General features: G+C 59.7%; 22 protein-coding genes, 1 pseudogene and 1 riboswitch (1 of these 24 cut by a window edge). Of the genes and pseudogenes, 9 read left to right on the top strand and 14 right to left on the bottom strand.

Features of this window, described 5'->3' with window-relative positions; genetic code table 11:
* Positions 1-4: 4 nt before the first annotated feature.
* The 3 genes from JZY08_RS12280 to JZY08_RS12270 are packed head-to-tail and all read right to left on the bottom strand — an operon-like array spanning position 5 to position 2,350.
* Complete coding sequence (locus JZY08_RS12280; protein WP_216330300.1) at positions 5-913, bottom strand: amino acid--[acyl-carrier-protein] ligase; 909 nt, start codon at positions 911-913, stop codon at positions 5-7.
* Positions 914-917: 4 nt separating this feature from the next.
* Positions 918-2,099: an acyl-CoA dehydrogenase family protein gene (locus tag JZY08_RS12275; protein ID WP_216330299.1), complete on the bottom strand. Its 1,182-nt coding sequence runs from the start codon at positions 2,097-2,099 to the stop codon at positions 918-920.
* Positions 2,099-2,350: an acyl carrier protein gene (locus JZY08_RS12270; RefSeq protein ID WP_003492279.1), complete on the bottom strand. Its 252-nt coding sequence runs from the start codon at positions 2,348-2,350 to the stop codon at positions 2,099-2,101. Before JZY08_RS12270 ends, JZY08_RS12275 begins: the two co-directional genes overlap by 1 nt.
* A gap of 183 nt (positions 2,351-2,533) precedes the next feature.
* Positions 2,534-2,645: riboswitch (TPP riboswitch) on the top strand.
* 94 nt (positions 2,646-2,739) lie between these two features.
* Here JZY08_RS12270 and thiC point away from each other — a divergent pair.
* The 6 genes from thiC to JZY08_RS12240 all read left to right on the top strand — a co-directional run bounded on the left by thiC (position 2,740) and on the right by JZY08_RS12240 (position 8,005).
* Positions 2,740-4,563, top strand: coding sequence for a phosphomethylpyrimidine synthase ThiC (gene thiC, locus JZY08_RS12265; RefSeq protein ID WP_216331560.1), 1,824 nt, complete (start codon positions 2,740-2,742; stop codon positions 4,561-4,563).
* 1 nt (position 4,564) lies between these two features.
* A complete protein-coding gene (thiO, locus tag JZY08_RS12260) occupies positions 4,565-5,569 on the top strand; it encodes a glycine oxidase ThiO (RefSeq protein ID WP_216330298.1) in 1,005 nt (334 codons plus the stop codon).
* Positions 5,538-5,735: a sulfur carrier protein ThiS gene (gene thiS / locus JZY08_RS12255; protein ID WP_216330297.1), complete on the top strand. Its 198-nt coding sequence runs from the start codon at positions 5,538-5,540 to the stop codon at positions 5,733-5,735. Before thiO ends, thiS begins: the two co-directional genes overlap by 32 nt.
* A gap of 4 nt (positions 5,736-5,739) precedes the next feature.
* Positions 5,740-6,513 carry a thiazole synthase gene (locus JZY08_RS12250; protein WP_216330296.1) on the top strand — a complete coding sequence of 258 codons (774 nt, stop codon included), beginning with the start codon at positions 5,740-5,742 and terminating at the stop codon, positions 6,511-6,513.
* Positions 6,514-6,601: 88 nt separating this feature from the next.
* Positions 6,602-7,606 (top strand): P1 family peptidase, encoded by a 1,005-nt coding sequence (locus tag JZY08_RS12245; RefSeq protein ID WP_216330295.1) that lies wholly within the window; start codon positions 6,602-6,604, stop codon positions 7,604-7,606.
* A 3-nt stretch (positions 7,607-7,609) separates the two neighbouring features.
* Positions 7,610-8,005, top strand: coding sequence for a winged helix-turn-helix domain-containing protein (locus tag JZY08_RS12240; protein ID WP_216330294.1), 396 nt, complete (start codon positions 7,610-7,612; stop codon positions 8,003-8,005).
* Here JZY08_RS12240 and modC read toward each other — a convergent pair.
* From modC to JZY08_RS12220, 4 genes are all read right to left on the bottom strand, one after another.
* Entirely contained in the window at positions 7,974-9,050 is a 1,077-nt protein-coding gene (modC, locus tag JZY08_RS12235) for a molybdenum ABC transporter ATP-binding protein (RefSeq protein WP_216330293.1), read from the bottom strand. The genes JZY08_RS12240 and modC overlap by 32 nt on opposite strands.
* On the bottom strand, positions 9,047-9,754 hold the full coding sequence (modB, locus tag JZY08_RS12230; RefSeq protein WP_082182926.1) for a molybdate ABC transporter permease subunit: 708 nt from the start codon (positions 9,752-9,754) through the stop codon (positions 9,047-9,049). Before modB ends, modC begins: the two co-directional genes overlap by 4 nt.
* Positions 9,755-9,810: 56 nt before the next feature.
* Positions 9,811-10,602 (bottom strand): molybdate ABC transporter substrate-binding protein, encoded by a 792-nt coding sequence (gene modA, locus JZY08_RS12225; protein ID WP_216330292.1) that lies wholly within the window; start codon positions 10,600-10,602, stop codon positions 9,811-9,813.
* A 128-nt stretch (positions 10,603-10,730) separates the two neighbouring features.
* Positions 10,731-12,014 carry an FAD-binding oxidoreductase gene (locus tag JZY08_RS12220; RefSeq protein ID WP_216330291.1) on the bottom strand — a complete coding sequence of 428 codons (1,284 nt, stop codon included), beginning with the start codon at positions 12,012-12,014 and terminating at the stop codon, positions 10,731-10,733.
* A gap of 130 nt (positions 12,015-12,144) precedes the next feature.
* On the opposite strand from JZY08_RS12220, the gene JZY08_RS12215 reads away from it, so the two are divergent.
* Both JZY08_RS12215 and JZY08_RS12210 read left to right on the top strand, forming a co-directional pair.
* Positions 12,145-13,056, top strand: a complete 912-nt coding sequence (locus JZY08_RS12215; RefSeq protein WP_216330290.1) for a LysR family transcriptional regulator — start codon at positions 12,145-12,147, stop codon at positions 13,054-13,056.
* A 118-nt stretch (positions 13,057-13,174) separates the two neighbouring features.
* Complete coding sequence (locus JZY08_RS12210) at positions 13,175-13,411, top strand: Lrp/AsnC ligand binding domain-containing protein (RefSeq protein ID WP_003521320.1); 237 nt, start codon at positions 13,175-13,177, stop codon at positions 13,409-13,411.
* A 371-nt stretch (positions 13,412-13,782) separates the two neighbouring features.
* Here the strand turns inward: JZY08_RS12210 and JZY08_RS12205 are convergent, their stop codons facing one another.
* From JZY08_RS12205 to epmA, 3 genes are all read right to left on the bottom strand, one after another.
* The gene (locus tag JZY08_RS12205; RefSeq protein WP_003492264.1) at positions 13,783-13,974 is read right to left on the bottom strand and encodes a hypothetical protein; all 192 of its coding nucleotides are present in this window, start codon (positions 13,972-13,974) and stop codon (positions 13,783-13,785) included.
* Between the two features lie 378 nt (positions 13,975-14,352).
* Positions 14,353-15,417 carry a lysine-2,3-aminomutase-like protein gene (locus tag JZY08_RS12200; protein ID WP_216330289.1) on the bottom strand — a complete coding sequence of 355 codons (1,065 nt, stop codon included), beginning with the start codon at positions 15,415-15,417 and terminating at the stop codon, positions 14,353-14,355.
* Entirely contained in the window at positions 15,414-16,478 is a 1,065-nt protein-coding gene (epmA, locus tag JZY08_RS12195; RefSeq protein ID WP_216330288.1) for an EF-P lysine aminoacylase EpmA, read from the bottom strand. The genes JZY08_RS12200 and epmA overlap by 4 nt, the downstream gene beginning before the upstream one ends.
* A 251-nt stretch (positions 16,479-16,729) precedes the next feature.
* Between epmA and efp the strand changes: the two genes are divergently transcribed.
* On the top strand, positions 16,730-17,299 hold the full coding sequence (efp, locus tag JZY08_RS12190; protein ID WP_003492258.1) for an elongation factor P: 570 nt from the start codon (positions 16,730-16,732) through the stop codon (positions 17,297-17,299).
* Between the two features lie 116 nt (positions 17,300-17,415).
* On the opposite strand, the gene JZY08_RS12185 is transcribed toward efp, so the two are convergent.
* From JZY08_RS12185 to JZY08_RS12170, 4 genes and pseudogenes are all read right to left on the bottom strand, one after another.
* Positions 17,416-18,858 (bottom strand): efflux transporter outer membrane subunit, encoded by a 1,443-nt coding sequence (locus tag JZY08_RS12185; protein WP_142174215.1) that lies wholly within the window; start codon positions 18,856-18,858, stop codon positions 17,416-17,418.
* A gap of 149 nt (positions 18,859-19,007) precedes the next feature.
* A pseudogene (locus JZY08_RS12180) lies at positions 19,008-22,096 on the bottom strand (efflux RND transporter permease subunit).
* A gap of 53 nt (positions 22,097-22,149) precedes the next feature.
* The gene (locus JZY08_RS12175) at positions 22,150-23,352 is read right to left on the bottom strand and encodes an efflux RND transporter periplasmic adaptor subunit (RefSeq protein WP_035241128.1); all 1,203 of its coding nucleotides are present in this window, start codon (positions 23,350-23,352) and stop codon (positions 22,150-22,152) included.
* 199 nt (positions 23,353-23,551) lie between these two features.
* Positions 23,552-23,664 carry the final stretch of a TetR family transcriptional regulator gene (locus JZY08_RS12170; RefSeq protein ID WP_216330287.1) on the bottom strand. The gene runs 550 nt beyond the window's last position, so only the last 113 of its 663 coding nucleotides appear in the window; its start codon lies off the right edge, out of view; the stop codon is at positions 23,552-23,554.

Below are 23,664 nucleotides of genomic sequence, written 5' to 3'. Positions count from 1 at the left end.
ACGATCAGCCCCAGAGCGTTTCCACGACCTTGGAAGGCCATTGCTTCACATTAAGACCGTGATGGGCAAAGAGCGCCAGTGCAATGCGCTCAAGACCGAAACCGACGCAGGCGGTATGGGCCACGTCACCATTGTCGAGGTTCAAATCCCATTTCTGGCCAAAGGCGTCCTGATGATAGTTGAAACTCATGCAGGCCGTCGGGTTGGTGGCGGATGTGACGGGGATCAGCAGTTCGAACTTCAGGTTCTGGTCACGCTGGTTGTTGGCCAGCATCTTACCCGCGCGGCCAAAGAAGGGATCGTTGGCCACATCGATGGTGACATCGAGCCCCACGGCTTCCATCATCGCCACGCCGCGATCCATCCATGTCTGGCGGAATTCGGTCACATCGCTCTCCGTGCCCATGCGAACATATTCACGCATGCGGAAAAGCTGCTGACGCGCGGGGTCCTTGGAGGGCTCATGGCGGAAACAATAGGACTGGATGTCGTAGAGACCGCCGCCGAAAGGCAGCGCGCCGCGCTTGGCAATCGTCGGATAAAGCGGGTAGCAGGCCGCCGGCGTCAGCACGATGTCGGTGGCTTTCTGATCCTTGGTCCAGTCGCCGCCCTCATCCATGGTTTTCAGCAGGCTGACATGGTCGAGCTCGCAGCCACAGAAGGAGTGGACCGTGCCGGCAAGCTGCGGAAAGCTCTTCATGTAGCCGCTTTTTTCGAAATAGGCGCGGTTGATGCCCGGCGGAAAACGGATTGCTTCCGCGCCGTCAGCGCCGCCCGTGCGGTCGATCAGCCGTTCGAATGCGGCAATGACGTCCTCGAACTGGCCGCTGCGCCCGTAAAGACCGTCCACACCCGTTTCAATCAGCAGGCCCTCTTCGAACAGTCGATCGAGAAAGGATGTTTGCATGTCCATGGTCTTATCCCAAAAGGCTGGTGTCCTGCCTGTGAACCAGCAGGAGATTGGCGGAGTTACCGAGAATACGGTCATTGGAGATCATCAGGCGGGCGGAATGCGCATCGCGAAGGTGCCGGCCGAGGCTGTAGGGCGTACCGTTCTTGTAACCCATGATGCCGCAGACCAGCATGGCGTGGTCGATGATCTGAAGAATGGTTTCAGAAGAGCAGATCTTCACATTGTTCATGGCCACTGCAAAGGCCATGGACATGAGCTTGTCCGGGTCGCTCTTGGTGTCCTCGTAAGCCTTGATGCCGGCGATGATGTTGGATTTGACCACCTGCAGTTTGGTGGAAACTTCAGCAAGTCGGATCGCGCCGGGCGGAGCGACGCCGGGTGACTTGCGCGCCGCTGCTCTCACAAAGGACTGGGCGCGCAGCACGGCGTCGGACGCGATACCGTACCAGACGGCGCTCCACAGCAGATGGGAGCTTGCAAGCATCGATTGCGCCGCGATTTCAGCAAATGGTTTCGGGAATATCTGCACTGCCGGCGCTTCGCCGCGAAACAGGAAACCGTCCGAACAGGTGCCGCGCATGCCAAGCGTATCCCAGACATGGGTTTTTTCGAGCGTGTACTGATTTTTCAGGAAGACGGTCATCACCTGATCGGCGGGCGCGGCATCCTTGTGGGAGCGGGAGGTGATGAGGATGGCATCGGCATTGCTGCCATAGGAAATGACGGTGGCGTCCTTCTCCAGCTGGCAGAAGTCTCCGTCGACCTCGATGGCGCAGATTGAATTGCGCAGATTGCCGCCGATGCCGCCTTCGGTCGTCGCAGAGCCAAGCAGAAGCTGCTCGTTTGCAATGCGGCTCATGAAGCCTGCATGCCAAGCGCTTGCCTCGCCATGTTCCACAAGGCTGGATGCCTTGATGTGGTGCATGGCGAAAATCATCGCGGTTGCCGAACAGGCCTGGCCAAGCCGGGCACAGATATCGGCGATTTCCTGCAGGGAGGCCCCTTCGCCGCCAAGGGAGGAGGGGATCTGGATGCCCAGCAGGCGTTCCCGCTTCAATGCATCGACAGCCTCCTCAGGGAAGCGGCCGGTGACATCCACCTCGTCCGCATGTTTGGCGGCGATCGTCGCGACACGGTTCGCGCGCGCCGACAGTGTTTCATCCTGCGGCGATACGGTTACGTTCATCAGGCGGCCTCTTTGCCGTCCAGGATGAGCTTAACGGTGTCTTCGATGGCCTTGATGCTTGCAAAGGACTTGCGGTTGAGGAGGTTGTCCGGGAATTCGATATCGAAAGCTTCCTCGATACCCAGCATCAATTGCACCGATGCAAAGGAAGAAAGGCCGGCCGCATAAAGATCGGCTTCATTTTCAATCGTATCGACGGGGGTGGGAAGCTGGCCGAATTTTGCCAGTATTTCACGAATAGTCGCATTCATTCCAACGTATCTCCCGTGAATTTCACATTAGGATGGTTTGTGCTTATCGTTACGTTGCAAACGATAATATTCACCTAAACCGTTAGGTTAACTACAGCTGACGGCAACATGCGACATTCACGCACCGTTGCCAAGCATTGATCCGCGCCCTTGACAAATGTCGGGTGGTGTCTTTTGCTATCCTCCATTCACCAGGGGTGTCCCGTCAAGGGGCTGAGATTCTGCTTTCTTGCGCAGTGACCCGTTGAACCTGATCCAGTTCATACTGGCGTAGGGACGGTGCAAAGACCGAAGGTCGGCTGGCGTATGGCGTCCAGTGTCGGCACTTCGGTATTTTCCATCATTCCGGCTCGAACTGGGTCTCCACTGTCAAACTTTGGAGCCTCATGATGAATATCGCTGCCAAGAATATCCCGCTTTCAGTTACAACCGGGCCGCATCCCGCCTCCACGAAAACCCATAAAAGCGGAATTTTACATCCGCATATCCGCGTGCCGATGCGCGAGATCGCCGTTCACCCGACCGCCGGCGAACCGCCGGTGACGATCTATGATTCCTCGGGTCCCTATACCGATCCTTCACACGCCGTTCTGATCGAAAAGGGCCTGCCGCGTCTGCGTCACGACTGGGTTGTGGCGCGTGGCGATGTCGAGGCTTATGACGGCCGGCACGTCAAGCCGGAGGATAACGGCTTTGCAACCGGCGAGCGCCTGACGCCTGAATTTTCCGTCCGCCATCAACCGCTCAGGGCAACGGGGGGCAAGGCCGTGACGCAGCTTGCCTATGCGCGTGCCGGCATCATCACGCCGGAAATGGAATTCATCGCCATCCGGGAAAATCTCGGACGCGAAGCTGCGAAAGAGAAGCTGATCCGCGATGGCGAGAGTTTTGGCGCGCAGATCCCCGACTACGTAACGGCTGAATTCGTTCGTCAGGAAGTTGCTTCGGGCCGTGCCATTATCCCCGCCAACATCAACCACCCGGAACTCGAGCCGATGATCATCGGTCGCAATTTTCTGGTGAAGATCAACGCCAATATCGGCAATTCCGCCGTCACCTCCTCCATGGCCGAAGAGGTGGAGAAGATGGTCTGGGCGATCCGCTGGGGCGCCGATACCGTCATGGACCTTTCGACCGGGCGCAACATCCACAATATCCGCGAATGGATCATCCGCAATTCGCCGGTGCCGATCGGCACCGTGCCGCTTTATCAGGCGCTGGAAAAGGTCAACGGCATTGCCGAAGACCTGAACTGGGAGGTGTTCCGAGATACGCTGATCGAACAGGCGGAGCAGGGTGTGGATTACTTCACCATCCATGCCGGCGTTCGGCTGCATTACATCCCGCTCACCGTCAACCGCGTCACCGGCATCGTGTCGCGTGGTGGTTCGATCATGGCCAAGTGGTGTCTGCATCACCACAAGGAGAGTTTCCTCTATGAGCATTTCGATGAGATCTGCGACATCTGCCGCGCCTATGACGTTTCCTTCTCGCTGGGTGACGGCCTGCGGCCCGGCTCGATTGCCGACGCCAATGACGCGGCGCAATTTGCAGAACTGGAGACGCTGGGCGAGCTGACGCAGATCGCCTGGGCCAAGGACTGCCAGGTCATGATCGAAGGCCCCGGCCATGTGCCGATGCACAAGATCAAGGAGAACATGGACAAGCAGTTGAAGACCTGCGGCGAGGCACCCTTTTATACGCTCGGGCCGCTGACCACCGATATCGCCCCCGGTTACGATCATATCACCTCCGGCATCGGGGCCGCGATGATTGGCTGGTTCGGCACGGCGATGCTCTGCTACGTCACGCCGAAGGAACATCTTGGCCTGCCTGATCGTAACGACGTGAAGGTCGGTGTCATCACCTACAAGATCGCTGCCCACGCCGCCGATCTAGCCAAGGGCCATCCGGCCGCGCAGGTGCGGGACGATGCGCTGTCGCGTGCAAGGTTCGAGTTCCGCTGGGAAGATCAGTTCAACCTGTCGCTCGACCCGGATACGGCGCGTTCCTTCCATGACGAGACACTGCCGAAAGAGGCGCACAAGGTCGCGCATTTCTGCTCCATGTGCGGGCCGAAATTCTGCTCGATGCGGATTTCCCACGATATCCGCGCCGAGGCGCAGAAAGAGGGGCTGGAGGCCATGGCCGCGCGCTTCAAGGAAGGTGGCGAGCTATATATGCCGCTCGCCGCCCCGGTGGACGGCCAGTAGCATGCGTGTCCTTGTCAAGGGAACGGGGGTCGCCGGTCTGACGGCGGCCTTCGAACTGGCACGGAACGACGTTACCGTGGAGGTTTGCGAGCGCAATGCCGAACCCTCGCGCGGCGCATCGTGGTATGCCGGCGGTATGCTGGCGCCATGGTGCGAGCGCGAGAATGCGGAAGAGGCGGTTCTGACGCTCGGCCAGGCGGCGCTCGACTGGTGGGACGAAGCGACCTCCGGCCTTGTCGTCCGGCACGGCACGCTGGTTGTCGCGCCCGCCCGCGACAAAGCGGAGCTTTCGCGTTTCGCATCGCGGACCGGTGGCTATCGCTGGGTGGATGAGGGTGAAATCGCCGCTCTGGAGCCCGATCTTGCCGGGCGGTTTTGCTCCGGGCTTTATTTTCCGGGCGAGGGGCATCTCGATCCGCGCCTTGCGCTGAAATCGCTCTATGAGCGGCTTTGCACCATGGGTGTGCGGTTTCACATGGGCATCCCGGTGGATGAACGACCGTTCGACCGGGTGGTGGATTGCACCGGCCCCGCGGCGGTGGGTGAGATTGCCAACCTTCGCGGGGTGCGGGGAGAGATGCTTTATCTCGCCACGTCAGAGGTTTCCCTGTCCCGTCCCGTCCGGCTGCTGCATCCGCGCATTCCGCTTTACATCGTGCCGCGTGAGCCGGGCCGTTTCATGGTGGGTGCGACGATGATCGAAACGGAGGATGCGGGTGCCATTTCCGCGCGCTCGATGATGGAGTTCCTGAACGCCGCCTATGCGGTGCATCCGGCCTTCGGGGAAGCGGAAATCATCGAGACCGGCACGGGCGTGCGCCCCGCTTATCCCGACAATCTGCCCAAAGTCACGCAAGACGGCCGGATCATTTTCATCAACGGCGCGCACCGGCATGGCTTTCTGCTCTCGCCGGCTATCGCGCGGCAGGCGGCTGACACCGTCTGCCAGACTCTCTCTCAAAAGGAACAGGATCATGAAACTTCTGGTCAATGGCGACGAGCTTGATCTCTCCGCAGAGACGCTGGCCGGGCTGCTCGCCAGCCTCGATTACGAAGGCGACTGGCTGGCGACGGCTGTCAATGGCGAGCTGGTGCATTCGGAAGAGCGCGCCGATTATCAACTGAGGGCGTTCGACCGTGTCGAAATCCTCTCGCCGATGCAGGGAGGTTGAGGCCATGTTGACACTTTACGGCCGTGAGGTCTCTTCCCGCCTTCTGCTCGGCACGGCGCGTTATCCGTCTCCCGCCGTGCTTGCCGATGCAGTGCGGGCCAGCCATACGGATATTCTGACGATTTCGCTGCGCCGGGAAACGGCGGGCGGCAAAAAGGCCGGTCAGTTTTTCGAACTGATCCGCGAACTGGATCGCTACATCCTGCCAAACACGGCCGGTTGTCATACTGTGAAGGAAGCGGTGCTGACGGCGAAGATGGCCCGCGATGTTTTTCACACCAACTGGGTCAAGCTGGAGGTCATCGGCCATCACGACACGCTGCAGCCCGATGTCTTTGCGCTTGTCGAGGCGGCGAAAATTCTCTGCGACGATGGTTTCGAGGTTTTTCCCTATACGACGGACGATCTTGTCGTCGCCGAAAAGCTCCTGGATGCGGGTTGCAAGGTGCTGATGCCCTGGTGCGCGCCAATCGGCAGCGCCATGGGGCCGCTCAATCCGATGGCGCTGAAATCGATGCGGGCGCGGTTTGCGGATGTGCCGCTGATCGTCGATGCCGGTATCGGCCGGCCGTCACATGCGGCGACTGTCATGGAGCTTGGCTACGATGCCGTTCTGCTCAACACTGCGGTTGCAGGCGCGGGGGATCCGGTCGGCATGGCGGAAGCTTTCGCCCGCGCCATCGAGGCTGGCCATCAGGCATTCCTGTCCGGGCCGCTGGAGGCGAGGGACATGGCCATTCCCTCGACACCTGTTATCGGGACGGCGGTTTTCTCCTGATCGCGGTCTGCCGCCTTCATCGGACATGTCACCTTTTGCGTTGACAGTGTCCCGTGGCGGCGGGATACCGGGAGAAAAGGGGAATGGCATGGCGGCACGCAACAATCTTCTGACGGATATCGCTGGCGTTTCGGTCGGCAATGTCACCGATCTTTCACTGGGCTCCGGCGTTACCGCGATTGTTTTCAACAAGCCCGCAATCGCCTCGGGTTCGGTTCTCGGCGGGGCTCCCGGCGGGCGTGATACCGGCCTGCTCGACCCGGCGATGACGGTGGAAACCGTGGATGCCTTCGTATTGTCGGGCGGTTCGGCCTTCGGGCTGGATGCGGCGGGTGGTGTTCAGGCCGGGCTGCGCGAGATCGGGCGCGGCCTGCAAGTCGGTTCCACCCGTGTTCCCATTGTGCCGCAGGCGATCCTGATGGACCTGCTGAATGGCGGCGACAAGGACTGGGGCCTCCATTCGCCCTATCGCGAGATGGGATATGCGGCTTTCAGGGCGGCGCGTGCGGAACCCTTCGAGCTTGGAACAGTTGGCGCGGGAACGGGGGCAACCACAGCCACCTTCAAGGGCGGGCTTGGTTCGGCAAGCGCTGTCAGTTCCGGCGGATACACGGTGGCGGCCATCGTCGCCGTCAACGCGCTCGGTTCCGCGACTGTCGGCACAAGCCGCCATTTCTGGTCCGCACCTTTTGAGGTGCAGGGCGAGTTTGGCGATTGCGGTTTCCCCGCCCGCTTCACGGCGGACGATACAGCGCTTCGTCTGAAGGGTGTGACCCTGACGGCGACGACCATCGGTGCGGTTGTGACCGACGCGGTTCTCACCAAAGCGCAGGCGCATCGCCTTTCCATCATGGCGCATGACGGGCTGGCGCGCGCCGTGCTGCCCGCCCATCTGCCGAGTGATGGCGACACCATGTTTGCGGCTGCGACCGGTGAGAAGCCGCTTGAGGGCGGCGCGCATTTCGCGGAACTCTGCCACCTCTCCACTATTGTTATGGCGCGCGCGGTGGCGCGTGGCGTTCACGAGGCGACGGCGCTGCCGCAACACGGTGCGCAGAAAGCCTATCGCGATCTTCATGGCCGGGGTCTTTGAACGATGGGTGAGACACTCCCGCCATTGAACCCGGTTCTCCGCATCGATTTTCCGCCCGGAGAGCGTCTCGGGCACGGCAAGATCGAGTTGATGGAACTGATTGTCGAGACCGGCTCGATATCAGCCGCCGGGCGGGCGATGGATATGTCCTATCGTCGCGCATGGCTGCTTGTGGATGCGCTGAACCATATGTTCAGGCAACCGGTGATCGAATCCCAGCGGGGCGGCAAGCAGGGCGGCGGCGCTGCGCTAACCGCATTCGGTGCTGAATTGCTCGACCGTTATCGCGGCATGGAAAAGCGGATGAATGACGCCTTGCGCGCGGATATCGACTGGCTCGAGGCCAACCGCAACCCGGATGCCGCCCTCAATAAGGATCGAGAGCCGCCGACTTTATGATCGCATGCACCGGTTTTCCGGGTTCCAGCTGGAGACGTTCGCGCGACAGATCGGTGATGCGCGACTGGATGATATCGCCGCCGCAATCCACCTGAACGGTTAGCATGCCATCTTCGCTTGCCGAGACGCTGGCAATATGGCCTTCGAGAATGTTGAGCGCGCTCAGGCCTTCCGGCTTTGTCGTGGCGAGCATCACATCGCGTGCCGGTATCAGCACGCGCGCCGGGGTGCCGGGAGCAGCTTTTTTTGCCGGAACCTGCAAGAGTGCTGAGCCTAGCCTCACGGCTGCAAGCCCATGCCGCTCATCGAAGCTTTCGATATGCCCGGAAAGAATGCTGCCCGCTTCCCGCCGTTCAAGATGGGCGCTGAAATCCGGTCTCGACAACACGTCGGCCGCGTTTCCCTGCGCCTCGACCTTGCCATCCTTCATCACTACGATACGGTCGGCGAGGCGGGCGACTTCCTGGATGGAGTGGCTGACATAAACGATCAGGATTTTCGTCTCGTCGCGCAGTCGCTCGAGATAAGGAATGATCTCGGCCTTTCGCTGTTCGTCGAGTGAGGCGAGCGGTTCATCCATCAGCAGCAGTCTGGGTGATGACAGAAGTGCGCGGCCGATGGCGACGCGCTGTTTTTCGCCGCCGGAGAGCTTGTCCGGGCGACGTTGCAAAAGATGACCGATGCCGAGCATCTCGATGATGCGACCATCATCCCCTCCGGTTCCCTTTTCCGTGGCGAACCATTTGCCGTAGTTCAGGTTCTGGGCAACGCTGAGATGGGGAAACAGCCGCGCTTCCTGAAAAACGTAACCAAAACGGCGCCTGTGCGCCGGCAGGAACAACCGCTTCCCGCTATCGGCCAGCACTTCGCCGTCCAGTAAGACCTGTCCCTCGTCCGGCTGCATGAGGCCGGCTATGATGCGGATCATTGAGGTCTTGCCGGAGCCGGAGCGTCCGAAAAGCGCTGTAACGCCGCCGTCAGAGGTGAATGATGCATCGAGCGCAAAGGAGCCGAGGCGGTGGCGGGTGGTAACTGAAAGCGTCATTCCATGCTCACCCGTTTTCCGATGATGCGGGCCAGAAACTCCGAGACGAGCAGGGCGAGCATGGAAATTACGACGGAAACGATGGTCAGCCGCAATGCGCCGGCATCGCCGCCCGGAACCTGGGTGAAGGTGTAGATGGCGGCAGACAGCGTCTGGGTTTCGCCCGGAATATTGGAAACGAAGGTGATCGTCGCGCCGAATTCACCCATGGCCTTGGCAAAAGCGAGGATCATGCCCGCGATGATGCCGGGCAGGATCAGGGGGAGCGTGACGGTGAGGAACACCCAGAACGGGCTCGCACCCAATGTTCCCGCCGCCTCTTCCAGTTTGCGGTCCACCGCTTCGATGGAGAGGCGGATGGAGCGCACCATCAGCGGAAAAGCCATGACGGCGCAGGCAAGCGCCGCCCCTGTCCAGCGGAAGGAAAAGACGATGCCGAACCAGCTGTCGAGAAATTGCCCGATCGCTCCCCTGCGACCGAAGAGGACCAGCAGCAGAAAGCCCGTGACGACGGGCGGCAGAATGAGCGGCAGGTGGACGATGCCATTGAGGAGCGACTTGCCCCAGAAGTTGCCTCGCGCCAGCGCCACGGCCACCGCAATGCCGAAGGGCAGGCTGGCGAACATGGCGATGGAGGACACCCACAGGCTGAGCCTGATTGCCGTCCATTCTTCAGGGCTGAGTGTCCACCAATGCAATGCCATATCCCGCAATCGTCATTTCTCTCGGCCCCAAAAAGGATGAGGCCGCGAGGCGCAGTTTATTTCAAAACGGTAAAGCCTTGCTTTTCGAAGAAAGGTGTCGCTTTCGCGGACTTCAGGAAATCCAGGTAGGATTTTGCTGCCGGCGATTTTGCCTCGGAGAGAATGGCGACGGGATAGATGATGGGCGGATGGCTGTCTTCCGGGAAGGTGCCAACGATCTTCACGCCGGGATCGGCGGCCGCGTCGGTCTGGTAGACGATGCCATAGGGCGCTTCGCCGCGCGACACGAGCAGCAGTGCTGCGCGCACGCTTTCCGCGCCGGCGACTTTCTTCTCCACCGAGGACCAGACGCCGAGTTTTTCCAGCGCAGCCTTGCCGTATTTACCGGCCGGAACGGAATCCACCGCTCCCATGGCAAGGCGACCGTCACCCACCAGCCCGGCGAGATCGAAGCCTTGCTTGATATCGACCGGTTTGGCCTTGTCGGCCGGTGCGACGAGAACGATGCGGTTGCCAAGCAGATTGGAGCGGCTTTCAGTCTCGATCAGCTTCTTTTCGGCGACGTAATCCATCCATGCTAGGTCGGCGGAAATGAAGATGTCTGCCGGTGCGCCCTGCTCGATCTGCTTGGCGAGAGCGGAGCTTGCAGCGTAGGACACGGTCGCTTCGTTGCCGCTTTCCTTCGCCCATTCGGCATTGATGGCATCGAGCGCATTTTTCATGCTCGCGGCGGCAAAAACCGTGACCTTTTCGGCGGCATGGGCTGGAACCACTGCAAAGGAGGCCGCCACCCAGAAGGATGTGGCCGCGGCGATAGTTTTGAAAAAGGTACGACGCAAGAGTCTCATGGTATGTCCCCCGGTTCGAGATATCCTGATGAATATATCGATAGGCCTATAGGGCAATCATTATATTTTCAAGAATATATCGATACCGAAGGAAAAGGCCGCCTCGAAGGGCGGCTTCCGCCTGTGGATCAGAAACGCTCGCCAGCAAAATGGGCGATCTGTGCACCCGCCTCGTAATAGGCTTCCTTCACAGTTCGGAAGGCCTGCGCTTTCGGCTCCGTTGCGGGAAGGGGCAGGTCATTTTCAGCAATGTCACCGAGAATATGCTGTGCAATCACCTTGCCGAAGGCCGTCCCGGGCGCGATGCCGCGGCCGTTATAGCCTGAAAAGCCGACGACATTTTCCGCAAATTTATGGAAGCGAGGTACGGCATTGTCCGTCATGCCGATCTGGCCGTACCATTCGCATTCAAATTCCGTCTCACCCAGCTGTGGGAAAAGCCGCTTCAGCGATCGTTTCGCCCAGGCCCGGTGAATGGCAGCACCCGGGCCGCGCAGGGCGCCGACGCTGCCGAAGACCAGTCGGCCCGCTTTGTCCATGCGGAACGAGGAGAGGATTTCCTTCGTATCCCAGCAGCCTTCGCGGCCCGGCAGAATGCTTTTTTGCAGGTTATCGCTCAGCGGTCTTGTCGCGAAGTTGAAATAGGGCAGGTAGGTCTGCTCGTCACGAACGATCTGCCATGGTCCGGTGCTATAGGCTTCCGTGGCCACAACGATCCAGTTGGCGGTTACCGACCCTTGCGGCGTTTTTACCACCCATTTTCCGCCGCTGCGTTTGGTCGACACGACAGGGCTTGCTGTGTGCAGCCGCGCGCCCGCCGTTTGCGCGGTCGCAGCCAGACCACGAACATAGGCAAGCGGCTGAAGCGTGCCGGCGCGCGTGTCGAAAAGCGCGCCGGAATAGGCGGTGCTGCCGGTGCGTCTTGCCGTTTCATCGGCATCAAGGACGCGGACGGGAGCGCCCCTTGCAGCCCATTGTTCACAGCGCTCGCGAATTTCGGCGAGCCCTTTTTCACCGACGGCACAATGGAGCGTGCCGTTCTTTTCGATCTCGCAGGGGATCTCGTGCTTTTCCACCAGTTCGCGCACGAGAAGCGGGGCATTACCCAGAAGGTCGAGAAGCCGTTCGCCGTAAGTTTCACCCAGCACGCCGGGCAGCTCCTTCGGCATGACCCACATGCCGCCATTGATGAGGCCGACATTGCGGCCCGCGCCACCGAAGCCGATTTCCTTCGCTTCGAGAAGAACGACGTCCACGCCTTTTTCGGAAAGATGAAGGGCGGCGGATTGACCGGTGAAGCCGCCGCCGACAATCACGACATCGGCAACCGCATCACCTTGCAGCGCAGGCGTTAGAGGCGGCTGCGGCGCGGTCTTTTCCCAGAGGCCGTGCGAGCGGGGGTCGTTATACATCGTTCCACCATTTTCCGGGCGAGTTCATTTGTTTTCCGTATGAGTGACAAGCCCTTGTTTATGAGACTTTACAAGCGGCCTTGCCTGTTGAATATCGACATATCGTCAAGAGTTCATTCCGTGAGGGAATATGGTACTTCCGCCCCGCCGCTTCTTACCGTCGCTTTCGCTACTTGCGGCCTTTGAAGCCGCCTCGCGTACGGGCAGCGTGACCGCGGCGGCGAGAGAACTCGGGCTTACTCAAGGCGCGGTCAGCCGGCAGATCCTTGCGCTTGAGGAACAGCTTGGCGTCGCGCTGTTCCTGCGCGAACGGCAGACAATCCGGCTTACCCGGGCGGGAGAGGGGTATGCACGGGAGATCCGCGAGGCCCTGCGGCGCATTTCGACGGCCTCGCTTAATCTGCGTGCCAATCCGGATGGCGGCACGCTCAATCTCGGGGTTCTGCCAAGTTTTGGTACGCGCTGGTTGGTGCCGCGCCTGCCCGATTTCATAGCCCGGCATCCGGGCGTTTCGGTCAATCTTCTGACGCGTTCGTCGCTGTTCGATTTCCGCACCGATACCGTAGATGCGGCGATCCATTTCGGTTTGCCGCATTGGCCGGGTACCGAGCTCGTTTTTCTGATGCATGAAACAGTCATTCCGGTGTGCAGTCCGGCTTTCAGGGAGCGCTACGGGCTTTCACAGCCGGGCGATCTGCTGCGTGTGCCGCTGCTGCACATGACGACGCGGCCGGATGCCTGGGAACAATGGTTTCGCAGCCATGAGGTGCGTTTTGATAACGTACACGGCATGCTTTTTGATCAGTTCACAACCATTGCCGAGGCTGCAAGCGCCGGGGTTGGAGCGTCGCTTATTCCGTCCTTCATGATCGAGGAGGAGCTGCGAACAGGCCGGCTTGTCGCCGCAGTTAAAGGAGAGGTGGAAAGCGAAGAGGCCTATTATCTCGCCTGCATGCCGGATCGCGCCGGTTATGCTCCGCTTGAAAGTTTCCGAAGCTGGATCGTTTCTCAGGCCGCTATCGGCACAAGCGGTAGCGGATGAGACTTTTAGGCCTAAACCGGCGGGCGGTCTTGCAAGACCGGCGCGGCTAAGCCAATAGTGCGCCATGACGTGTGGCGGACAGCGCCATGCACCGCAAGTTCCAATACGGGAGATGTCCGTGAAGCCCATTTTTGTTCAGCTTCAATGCGAGCCCGGCAAGACCTACGATGTCGCCGATGCCATCTATAAAACGGAGCTGGTTTCCGAGCTCTATTCCACCAGCGGCGAATATGATCTGTTGCTGAAAATCTATCTTCCGCAGGAAGAGGATATCGGCAAGTTCATCAACCAGAACATCGTCAATATTCCGGGGATCGTCCGTTCGCTGACGACGCTGACCTTTACCGCATTCTGACGCGTATTTCGAAATCATAGGCTCGGTTCTCATTTCTGGGCTTGTCACAGGAATTCAGCGACGCGCGTCTGCGTGGCGGAAGAGACTTTTCAGCCCGAGGACCTGGGCTGATTAGATTCCCTTTGACGAACACAAATGAGAGGAGGCGGGAGCTTCAGGAGCGCGCTTAGCGTTTGGCACTCTAATTCGGTTTTGGGAAAGCATTTTCAACTCAGCGCAGGGCGTATTGATACACCCTGAGTGGTCTATGGCAGACCAGCGGACGAATTGTCAGGCAAGATAAAAGCGCGCCATCGACCCGATGTTCGGGATCCGATATGTGGCGCGCTTTGGTGTCGACCGGTCTGTGAGCGGGTGAGGGGTTTCCCGCATCAGGCGACCGCGGCCAGGTTCCGGTTGCGTACGAGATCGCGGATCGCAATCCGTACGTCGTCGGCGCTGTCGAACTTCTGTTCGTCCAGGTCGTGAACGTGGAACTTCACCGCGATGAACTTCAACCGGTCATTGTCCGGTATGACGATGCCGACGGGTTCGCCAGCGAATTCAATAACTTGCTTTTGCATAGATATACTCCCGCTGTGGCTCATTAACACAGCATGTTGTCGAACTGATTTTCAGGAAATTGAGACCGTCAGGTCACATTCGACAGCAGCGGGAACACGTGGATTTAAATCCAGCATTCCAGGACTCAAGACCAAGGATTGCGTTGATGTTGATATGTTTTGACATGACACACTCCCTGTATTGGTGTTGGCCCGGAATCAGGAGACTCGTTCTCCAGTTCCACACTGATAATCCAGACCAGCACTAAAATCAATGCTGATTGTTATAGGTAGAATATTTTTCTTTATGATGACAGGAGAGGGGCGGAAATGTGAAATTTTTGTTTTCGCTCGAGGTCGCCCCAAAAAGCCCGGCGCGGCGGGCTTTTTATACCTGTTTTAATCACCGCCAGATGCCGGCGGTGGGTAAATATGATCGTTTCCGTTGAAGTCCGAGACGGAGTAACAGCCATCGCGGGTTTTTTCGGTCGCATTTCGGCCGATCGTGGCCTTGCCGTGGCCGCCCGGGATGTCGAGAACATAGGTTGGCTGGCAAAGACCGGAGACATGTCCCCGCAGGGCGGAAACGATTCGCTGGCCCTCCTCAATCGTCAGCCGGAAATGGCTCGTTCCCGGCGCAAGATCCGGATGGTGCAGATAATAGGGCTTGATACGGTTCTCGACAAAGGCCCGCATCAGCTCGGCCAGAACTGCCGGATCATCATTGATGCCCTTCAGAAGCACGGTCTGGCTGACCATAGCGATGCCGGCATCGATCAACCGCGCGCAGGCGCTTCGGGCTTCCTGCCCGAGTTCGCGCGCGTGATTGGCGTGCAGGGCGACATAGGTGGTCTTGCCGCTGGCCTTCAGCGCCTCGATCAGCGGCCCGTCGACACGATCGGGATCAACGACCGGCACGCGAGTATGAAAGCGGACGATCTTGACGTGCGCTATATCTTTCAGCCGTTTCATCAGATCGGACAGGCGTCGCGGGGAGAGGACGAGCGGATCGCCGCCCGTGAGGATGACCTCCCAGATGGCAGGGTTGGCTTTTATATAGTCGAATGCGGCGTCCAGTTCTTCCGGGTTCATCATGCCGTTGCCCAGCGGCCCGACCATTTCGCGACGGAAACAGAAACGGCAATAGACCGGGCAGACATGAACCGCCTTCAAAAGCACCCGGTCCGGATAACGGTGAACAATGCCGTGAACGGGGCTGTGGGCGTCATCGCCGATCGGATCGTCCCGCTCTTCGGGGAGATGGACCAGTTCCGCCGTATCCGGCACGAATTGCAGGGCGATGGGGTCTTGCGGATCTCGACTGTCCACCAGTCCGGCAACCGTTGGGGTGATGGCGAGCGCGTAACGCTGCGTTACCGCGCGTAGCTCCTCCAGCGCCTCGGCCTTGATCAGCCCCGCCTCGAGAAGTGCTTCAGGTGTCTTGATGGTTTCAGGTCTTGTCATCGACCGTATTCCGCGACAGGTGCCCACATGACCAGATCGATGCGCGGTGCTCCGGTTGCCAGCATCACCAGCCGGTCGAAGCCAAGGGCTATGCCGCTTGCGGATGGCATGATTGCCAGTGCCGCCAGAAAATCCTCGTCCAGCGGATAGGTCTCGCCGTAAACCCGCTGCTTTTCGGCCATCTCCATTTCGAAACGCCGTCTCTGCTCGGAAGCGTCGGTCAATTCGCCAAAGGCATTAGCAAGTTCCACGCCGCAGGCATAAAGCTCGAAACGTTCCGCCACCCGCGCATCATCAGGCGATTTGCGGGCAAGAGCCGCTTCGCTGGTCGGATATTCGTCAAGAATGGTTGCCCGGCCAAAGCCCAGTTTCGGCTCCACGCGTTCGACAATCACGCGGCTGAACATATCCGCCCAGGTGTCGTCATCGGCGACGCGGATGCCGGCATTGGTGAGGCTTGCGGCGAGGTGCCGCTCGTCCGTTTCGCCGTTTCGGCCGATGGTGGCCAGAAGGTCAATTCCCGCATAACGCTCGAAGGCTTCGGCAACGCTCAGGCGTTCCGGCTCCAGGAACGGATCGACGCTGCGGCCACGATAGGTAAAGTTCTTCGTCCCGGCGGTCTCAGCGGCCAGTGCCAGAAGGTTGGCGCTGTCCTTCATCAGGGTCTCGTAGGTCTCACCGACCCGATACCATTCCAGCATGGTGAATTCCGGGTGGTGCAGGGGGCCTCTTTCCCTGTTTCTATAAACATGGGCGAAACAGAGGATGCGTTCTTCACCGGCCGCGAGCAGCTTCTTGCAGGCGAATTCGGGCGAGGTGTGGAGATAGAGCGGGGCGGCCTCACCGCCGGGTGCCAGTCCCTGGGTGGCGAAGGCGTGCAGATGCGCCTCGTTGCCGGGGGAAATCTGCAGCGTGGCGGTGTCGACCTCGAGAAAATCGGCGCTGGCGAAATAGCTGCGAAAAGCCGACTGGATCGCATTGCGTCCTAGCAGGAAAGCGCGGCGGTCGGCGTGGACATCGGGTGTCCACCATGGCGACATTGTCTCGTTGCTCGAGCCCATCTCTCTTTTCTTTTCCGTCTCACCTGCGGGCCTTGCTGCGGATAAACGGCCCGCAAAACGCCTGATCGCATCATTTAAAGCAATTCCGGGCGGAAAACCGCTAGGCACTCTTCCGCGAATTGCTGTAGAAGGCTGGCAATTCGCGCGGATTTAAGGTAGTTGCGCCCCAGAAAAAAGACAAAACGTCTGCCGGGGCCGGTGCTGCCGCGCAGTCCTTTACGACGCATTTCATCGAGTTACAAGGAAGTCATATGGTCAAGGTTATCGCCTCATCCGTCCGCAAGGGCAATGTTCTCGACGTGGACGGCAAGCTTTACGTCGTTCTTACCGCGCAGAACTTTCACCCAGGCAAGGGCACGCCGGTCACGCAGGTGGACATGCGCCGCATCGTTGACGGCGTCAAGGTCTCCGAACGTTGGCGCACCACCGAGCAGGTCGAGCGCGCTTTCGTCGAAGACCTGAACTTCCAGTTCCTTTATGAAGATGGCGAAGGCTTCCACTTCATGAACCCGGAAAACTACGATCAGGTCGTTGTCGACGTCGATACGATGGGCGACCAGAAGGCCTATCTTCAGGAAGGCATGACCTGCGTTCTTTCGATTCATGAAGGCAACCCGCTGGCCGTCGAACTGCCGCGCCACGTCACGCTGGAAATCATGGAAACGGAGCCGGTTGTTAAGGGCCAGACGGCGTCTTCTTCCTACAAGCCGGCAATCCTCTCCAACGGCATCCGTACCATGGTGCCGCCGCATATTGATGCCGGCATCCGCGTGGTCATCGCGACGGAAGACAATTCCTACGTTGAGCGCGCCAAGAGCTGAGCCTGATGGCTGGTTAAACAAAAAGCACCGGGTGACCGGTGCTTTTTTTGTGCCCTGAATAGCAAAAAGCCCGCGTCGAAAGACGCGGGCTTTTTGTTTGCCTTTTGGGGCCATTCTTACATGCCCTTCGCGGCGGCCACGGTTGGGCCGGCGGACTTCTTGGGGGCTGGCTGGCCAACGGCATAACCGCCACCGAGAGCCACGTTGAGCGAGACATAGTCCTGCGCGGTCGTCTGGATCGCCGTGGCAAGGTTTGCCTGTGCATCCGAGACCGAGCGCTGGGCATCCAGAACGTCGAGCAGAGACGATGCACCATCACGATAGCTGGCGGTCGAGAGCTGCAGTGCTTCCTGGTAGGAGGCGACGGTCTTTCTCAAAGCGTCGACGGTACGCTGGTCGCGATTGATGGCGGCCAGGGCGTTTTCGACTTCTTCCACCGCGTTGAGAACGGTCGCCTTCCAGACGAGATATTGCTCGCGTGCCTGTGAGTTCGCGATATCGACATTGGCGCGGAGTCTGCCACCGTCGAGGATCGGGAGAGTGAGGCTCGGACCGAAGGACCAGCTATTGGCCGTTCCCCTGCCGCCGCCACTCAGGAAATTGTAGCTCGGGGTGATCGCGCCACCAAGCTCGATGCTTGGATAAAGCTGCGCCTCGGTTACACCGATCGTGGCGACCGCAGCGGCGAGATTGCGCTCGGCGACGCGGATGTCCGGACGGTTGCGGATCAGGTCGGCCGGGATGCCGGTGCGGGGAACTGCGCGCGCAACAGGCTGGCGTGCGCCCTTCTGCAGCTCGGCGATGAGCGACGAGGCCGGCATGCCGAGCAGGGTCGCGATGCGGTGGGCTGCCTTGCGGAAGCTGGTTTCGAGGCCGGGTATCTGCGACAGCGTGGAATTGACCAGACCTTCGGACTGGACGACATCGAGACGCGAGGCCGCACCCGCTTCGAGCTGGAGCTTTGTCAGATCGAGCGTTTCGCGGCGTGAACCCAGGTTCTGGCGGGCAATCGCCAGGCGCTCCTGATAATAGCGCACGTCGATATAGGCCGCGGCGACGGACGAAATCAGCGTCAGGCGCTGAACGTCGACGGTGGAGTAAGCGGCATCAAGCGACGCATTGGCGCTTTCCGTTGCCCGACGATAGCGGCCGAAGAGGTCGAGGAACCAGGAAACGCTGAGGCTGCCTGAGGACACGTTGGTGACGGGAACGTCACGGTAGCTGCCCTTGGTCTCGCTGGTCGTGTGGCTGCCGCTGCCCGTCAGGCTCGGCAGGCCGCCGGCGCCGTCCACGATCACCTGGGCCTGCGCCTGATTGATGCGCTCGATCGCCTGCATCACGGTGAGGTTCTGCGCAAGGCCGGTGGAAACGTAACCGTTCAGGCGGCTGTCGTTGAAGGCCGTCCACCATGCAACGCTGCTGATGTCGCCATTACTGGTTTTTCCGGCTTCCGCAAACTTTCCCGGCAATTGGATTTCCGGCGTCTTGTGGTCGGGTCCAACAACACAGCCTGAGAGCAGCAGCATTGTCAGGGGAAGGGTAGCGCGAATAGACAGCATATAGTTTTCCCAATTCTCTGGTTGGCTTACCGAGCGCGGCTTACTGACAAATGGGCTGCGCGATCGATATGCCGTAGAAACGTGCATTTGCCAAATCGGCAACATTTCTAGCAGCGTATTAACGGTTGGCACAGCCCATTTTTGTTTTGTTAACGCCTTGAAAGGCGACGAATGATGACGAAAAAGGACGGAACGAAGAAAATTCCGAGGAGTGTTGCAGAAAGCATACCACCCAGCACCCCGATACCGATTGCATTTTGCGCGGCTGAACCCGCTCCGGTTGCGATCGCGAGAGGCACAACACCCAGGATGAAGGCGAGCGACGTCATGATGATCGGACGCAGACGCAGCTTCGCCGCTTCCAGTGTCGCTTCCAGCAGACTCAAGCCGTGCTCCTGCCGTTCCTTGGCGAATTCGACGATCAGGATCGCGTTTTTCGCGGCAAGGCCGATTGTCGTGAGCAGGCCCACCTTGAAGTAGACGTCGTTCGTCTGGCCGAAGAAATGGGCCGCGGTCAGGGCGCCGAGAACGCCGACCGGCACGGCCATGATGACCGAGAACGGGATCGACCAGCTTTCGTAAAGCGCTGCAAGGCAAAGGAACACGATCAGAACCGACAGCGCATAAAGCATCGGAGCCTGCGAGCCGGAAAGGCGTTCCTGATAGGAAATACCCTGCCATGCCACCGTGTAACCGCCCGGCAGGCTTGCCGTCAGGCGTTCCATTTCATCCATGGCGTCACCGGAAGCAACGCCCGCGCCCGCGGTGCCCTCAAGCGAGATCGCGCCCGTGCCGTTGTAGCGTGCCAGTGACGGCGGCGCGTTGATCCACTTCACTTCGCTGAAGGAAGAGAAAGGTACCATCTCGCCGCTGGTGTTGCGGGCATACCAGAACTTCAGGTCGTCCGGCTGCATGCGGTAGGGCGCATCGCCCTGAACATAGACCGGCTTGAGCTCGCCGTTCAGGGTGAAGTCGTTGACATCCCGGCCGGCAAAGATCGTCGACAGCATCAGGTTCACGGAGGAAAGATCGACGCCCATGGCCCCCATCTTTTCCTGATCGAGAATGATCTTCATCTGCGTTTCGTTGTCCTGGCTGTCGCTTCTGAGCGAGCTGACCTTCGGATTGCTGGTCGCAAGCGCGATCAGTTCCTTGGACGTTGCAGTCAGTGCCTCTGTGCCATTACGGCCGCTATCCACGAGATACATCGAGAAACCGCTCGATGTGCCCATGCCCTGAATGGCCGGCGGCAGAAGCGGGAACACCTGCGCATCGCGGAAGCCGAAGAATGTGCCCATCGCACGCTGCACAATGGCGGCTGCGTGCTGATCCGGTGCAGTTCTCTCGGCGAAATCCTTGAGCTTGGTGAAGACGATGGCGTTGTTCTGGCCGGAACCGCTGAAGCTGAAACCAAGCACGCCGAAAACGGATTCGACATTGTTGGCTTCTTTTTCGCGGAAGTAGTTTTCGACCTGCTTCACCACCTCGTTGGTCCGCTCGATATTCGAACCCGTCGGGGTCTGAATGATCGTCAGAAGAACGCCCTGGTCTTCCTGCGGCAGGAACGAGCTTGGCAGCTTGGAAAAGAACCAGGCGCAGCCGCCGATCACGATCGCGAAGAGAATCATCACGCGCAGGGGCCGCTTCAGCAGGTAGCCGATGGAGGAGACGTAACCATCCGTCGTCTTGCCGAAGCCGCGGTTGAACCAGGCACCCGGTCCGCGCTGCTTCTTGTGATGATCGATCGGCTTCAGCATCGTGGCGCAAAGCGCCGGCGTCAGAACGATGGCGACCACTGCCGAAAGCAGCATTGCCGAAACGATGGTGATCGAGAACTGGCGATAGATGATACCCGTCGATCCGCCGAAGAAGGCCATCGGAATGAAGACGGCCGTCAGCACGAGCGCGATGCCGATGATCGCACCGGTGATTTCACCCATCGACTTTTCAGTTGCCTCGACCGGCGAGAGCCCCTCTTCCGACATGATGCGCTCGACGTTTTCGACAACGACGATGGCGTCGTCGACGAGAAGGCCGATAGCGAGAACCATGGCGAACATGGTGAGGGTGTTAATTGAATATCCTGTCAGTGCGAGGATGCCGAAGGTGCCGAGAAGCACGACGGGCACCGCAATCATCGGAATGAATGTGGCTCTCAGATTCTGCAGGAACACCAGAAGCACGACGAAGACGAGGATGATCGCTTCGATCAGCGTGTGGACCACCTTCTCGATCGACAATTGCACGAAAGGTGTCGTGTCATAGGGAATTCGATCGAAACGCCTTCGGGCAGCGAACCCTCAACGGCGGAAAGCGCCGACTTTACACGCGCTGCCGTATCGAGCGCGTTGGCACCCGTGGCGAGGTTGACCGCGAAACCGGCAGAAGGACGGCCGTTCGACCGGGAATCGCCGCCATAGGTTTCCTGGCCGATTTCGATGCGTGCGACGTCGCTGAGACGAACGGTCGAGCCGTCCTTTACGACTTTCAGGATGACCGATTCAAAATCGGCAACCGTGGTGAGCTGGCTCTGCGCCGTCACGGTCACGTTCAGCTGCTGGCCTTTGACCGCGGGCACCGCGCCGAGGGAACCGACCGAAACCTGGGTGTTCTGGCTTTCGATGGCGCTGGTCACGTCTGCCGTCGTCAGCTGGTACTTGTTGAGCTTGAACGGATCGAGCCAGATGCGCATCGCATATTCGGAACCGAAGACGTTGATGCTGCCCACGCCCTCGAGGCGCTTGATCTGGTCTTCGACGCGCGAGGAGAACACGTCGCCGAGATCGGCCGAATTGCGTTTGCCGTCGGTCGAAATCAACGCACCCACCATCAGGATGCTCGATGTGGAGCGGCTGACCTGAATACCCCGCTGCTGCACGGTGTCGGGCAATTGCGACTGGACGAGCTGCAGCTTGTTCTGCACCTGAACCTGCGCGATATCGGGCAGAATGCTGTTGCCGAAGGTCAGCGTCACTTCGGCGCTGCCGGTTGAGGATGACGAGGTCATATAGGTGAGATCGTCGAGGCCGGTCATGCCGTCCTCGATGATGGTCGTCACCGATTTTTCGACGGTTTCGGCGCTGGCGCCGTTATAGGTCGCGCTGACGCGCACCGTCGTCGGCGCAATATCGGGATATTGCGAGATGGAGAGCGTCGCAATTGCCAATGCGCCGCCCAGCATGATGACGATGGCGATAACCCATGCGAAAACGGGGCGCCTGATGAAGAAATGGGCCATGGCAGTCCTGCCTTACCTTTTACGAGCTTCGACCGAGGGTTTCGTGCTCATGCTTATTTCGAGGGGGCGGCGGCAGGCTGAGCTTGCTGCGGCATAACGACGATACCGCGATCGTCGATGGTCACTTCAACCGGTGCGACCGTCGCACCGTCGGCAATCCACTGGAAACCGTCGACGATGAGCTTGTCGCCATCCTTGACGTTTTCCGTCACCAGCCAGGCATTGCCCGACTGCTGGCTGGACGGGAAGGTGCGGGTTTCCACCTTGTTTTCCGCTGTCACGAACTTTGCGGTCAGTTCGCCATTGGCGTTCCGGTTCGCCGCGCGCTGCGGTATGCGGAAACCCTTTTCCTTGCCGATGGTCAGCGTGGCGCGGACATAGGTGCCGGGGAGCAGAAGATCATCCGGGTTGTCGAAGAGGGCGCGGATGGAGAAGGTGCCCGTCGTTTCGCTCACCGCCATGTCCGACATGTCGATCTTGCCGTCATGCTTGTATTCCGTGCCGTCTTCCAGCGTCAGATGAATGCCGGTTTCCTTCGTATCGCCGCCGAGCTGGCCCGACGAGATCGCCTTTTTCAGACGCAGAAGATTGGTGCTGGATTCCATCAGGTCGATGTAGATCGGGTCGATGCGGCGCAGCGTCGTCAAGGCCGTGGTCTGGTTTGCCGTCACCACGTTGCCGATGCTGAAAGCGGTTGCACTGGTGATGCCGTCGAAAGGCGCCCGGACCTTGGTGAGGTCGAGGTTGATTTCAGCGGTTTCCAGCGCTGCCTTGGTCTGGGCCACATCGGCCTGGGCCTGCAGCAGCGTCACCTTGGCGTTTTCATATTCGATCTGCGTTGCGCCGCTGTTGACCAGCCGTTCGTAGCGGGCAAGGTTGGCCTCGGCGCTTGGAACGCTTGCTTCGGCCTTCGCCACGCTTGCCTTGGCCTGCGCCACTTCCGCCATATAGGTGTTGTCCTCGATCTGGTAGAGAACATCGCCCTGCTTGACCTCGCTGCCTTCCTTGAAGGGAATTTCGCGGATGATGCCGGTAACGCGCGGGCGGATTTCCGCTGTCTGGAACGCGCTGGCACGGCCGGGAAGAACGGTGGTCAAAGGATATTCGCTGGTCTTCATCAGGATGATGCTGACCGGAGACGGGGGACGCGCGGCGGCCTGGCCGGCCGCCTGGTTGCTCTCGCCGCCGTCGCTGCATCCCGAAAGGATCGCGGTTACACACAGAGAAGCAAATAGGGGTAAAATACGTCGGCTCATTGTTCTTCCCTGCGTATGGTCGCATTCAACTATAAGCGCAATGTCGCTCGGCGGATGGGTGTCCGGGAAACAGGGGCGACAGGTAAAGGTCCCGTGAGGGGCCTCCTTCGCTCATTCTGTCCGGACCGCCATTCGCATAGAAGCGCAGGCTTTGGCGCTTCGCAAGCAATTGCGAGAAGGTGACGTAAATTGGGAATCGTCACTTAGCAAGCGGATTGCGCAATCCCGCATCGATTAAATCGACGAGTTGATCACAACGTGTTGCTAAATTGCCGATGTCTTCCCGGGCGAGGAGGACGGGGTGGATCACGC

Origin of the sequence: Rhizobium sp. X9 (genome assembly GCF_018873185.1) — a bacterium.
GTDB lineage: Bacteria > Pseudomonadota > Alphaproteobacteria > Rhizobiales > Rhizobiaceae > Agrobacterium > Agrobacterium oryzihabitans.
Note: the sequence above shows the minus strand (reverse complement) of the source record. Positions and strands in the feature narration are given on the sequence as shown.

What these genes read in the sequence shown, in the direction of transcription:
- JZY08_RS12270 (WP_003492279.1), bottom strand. Translation starts at nt 2,350, where the DNA reads ATGAATGCGACTATTCGTGAAATACTGGCAAAATTCGGCCAGCTTCCC.
- thiO (WP_216330298.1), top strand. Translation starts at nt 4,565, where the DNA reads ATGCGTGTCCTTGTCAAGGGAACGGGGGTCGCCGGTCTGACGGCGGCC.
- modC (WP_216330293.1), bottom strand. Translation starts at nt 9,050, where the DNA reads ATGACGCTTTCAGTTACCACCCGCCACCGCCTCGGCTCCTTTGCGCTC.
- JZY08_RS12215 (WP_216330290.1), top strand. Translation starts at nt 12,145, where the DNA reads ATGGTACTTCCGCCCCGCCGCTTCTTACCGTCGCTTTCGCTACTTGCG.
- JZY08_RS12245 (WP_216330295.1), top strand. Translation starts at nt 6,602, where the DNA reads ATGGCGGCACGCAACAATCTTCTGACGGATATCGCTGGCGTTTCGGTC.
- JZY08_RS12200 (WP_216330289.1), bottom strand. Translation starts at nt 15,417, where the DNA reads ATGACAAGACCTGAAACCATCAAGACACCTGAAGCACTTCTCGAGGCG.
- JZY08_RS12185 (WP_142174215.1), bottom strand. Translation starts at nt 18,858, where the DNA reads ATGCTGTCTATTCGCGCTACCCTTCCCCTGACAATGCTGCTGCTCTCA.
- thiS (WP_216330297.1), top strand. Translation starts at nt 5,538, where the DNA reads ATGAAACTTCTGGTCAATGGCGACGAGCTTGATCTCTCCGCAGAGACG.
- efp (WP_003492258.1), top strand. Translation starts at nt 16,730, where the DNA reads ATGGTCAAGGTTATCGCCTCATCCGTCCGCAAGGGCAATGTTCTCGAC.
- thiC (WP_216331560.1), top strand. Translation starts at nt 2,740, where the DNA reads ATGAATATCGCTGCCAAGAATATCCCGCTTTCAGTTACAACCGGGCCG.
- JZY08_RS12175 (WP_035241128.1), bottom strand. Translation starts at nt 23,352, where the DNA reads ATGAGCCGACGTATTTTACCCCTATTTGCTTCTCTGTGTGTAACCGCG.
- JZY08_RS12280 (WP_216330300.1), bottom strand. Translation starts at nt 913, where the DNA reads ATGGACATGCAAACATCCTTTCTCGATCGACTGTTCGAAGAGGGCCTG.
- JZY08_RS12220 (WP_216330291.1), bottom strand. Translation starts at nt 12,014, where the DNA reads ATGTATAACGACCCCCGCTCGCACGGCCTCTGGGAAAAGACCGCGCCG.
- epmA (WP_216330288.1), bottom strand. Translation starts at nt 16,478, where the DNA reads ATGGGCTCGAGCAACGAGACAATGTCGCCATGGTGGACACCCGATGTC.
- JZY08_RS12240 (WP_216330294.1), top strand. Translation starts at nt 7,610, where the DNA reads ATGGGTGAGACACTCCCGCCATTGAACCCGGTTCTCCGCATCGATTTT.
- modB (WP_082182926.1), bottom strand. Translation starts at nt 9,754, where the DNA reads ATGGCATTGCATTGGTGGACACTCAGCCCTGAAGAATGGACGGCAATC.
- modA (WP_216330292.1), bottom strand. Translation starts at nt 10,602, where the DNA reads ATGAGACTCTTGCGTCGTACCTTTTTCAAAACTATCGCCGCGGCCACA.
- JZY08_RS12205 (WP_003492264.1), bottom strand. Translation starts at nt 13,974, where the DNA reads ATGCAAAAGCAAGTTATTGAATTCGCTGGCGAACCCGTCGGCATCGTC.
- JZY08_RS12275 (WP_216330299.1), bottom strand. Translation starts at nt 2,099, where the DNA reads ATGAACGTAACCGTATCGCCGCAGGATGAAACACTGTCGGCGCGCGCG.
- JZY08_RS12250 (WP_216330296.1), top strand. Translation starts at nt 5,740, where the DNA reads ATGTTGACACTTTACGGCCGTGAGGTCTCTTCCCGCCTTCTGCTCGGC.